The sequence below is a fragment of the Desulfovibrio sp. OH1186_COT-070 genome (assembly GCF_003860215.1).
GTDB lineage: Bacteria > Desulfobacterota > Desulfovibrionia > Desulfovibrionales > Desulfovibrionaceae > Desulfovibrio.
Genome location: NZ_RQYH01000188.1, coordinates 1 through 411 on the forward strand (window position 1 = coordinate 1; position 411 = coordinate 411).

The window sequence follows — 411 nt, forward strand, 5'->3', positions numbered from 1 at the left end:
TCGGCATAGCGTGAGCTATTAAGCCGACCATTCGACAAGTTTTGGGATTGTTAAGGGTTCCGAGGCTCAACGTCAATAAAGCAATTGGAATAAAGCAATTAATGCGATGTTCCGAAAATGTTTAACGAAACTACGCCGACTATGATTAAAACTATAGATACTATAGTTATTAGATTTATTTGTTCTTTGAAAATAATTATTGAGACTACGGTTGTTAAGACTAAACCTAGTCCCGCCCAAGTTGCATAAGTTATATTTAGTGGTAGGTGTTGCATTGTTTTACTTAAAAAATAGAAACAAATTCCAAATGAAATTATTGTTCCTAAGGATGGTATAAATTTTGAAAAGCCTTCTGAAGATTTAAGAAATGCACTTCCAATAACTTCAGTACTTATGGCTATTATTAAATAA

1 protein-coding gene is annotated in these 411 nt (G+C 32.6%); it reads right to left on the reverse strand.

Annotation, left to right across the window (positions count from 1 at the left end):
* Window positions 1-98: 98 nt before the first annotated feature.
* A partial coding sequence (gene qacC, locus EII23_RS12465; RefSeq protein WP_086043848.1) for a quaternary ammonium compound efflux SMR transporter QacC occupies window positions 99-411 on the reverse strand: 313 nt, incomplete at its 5' end.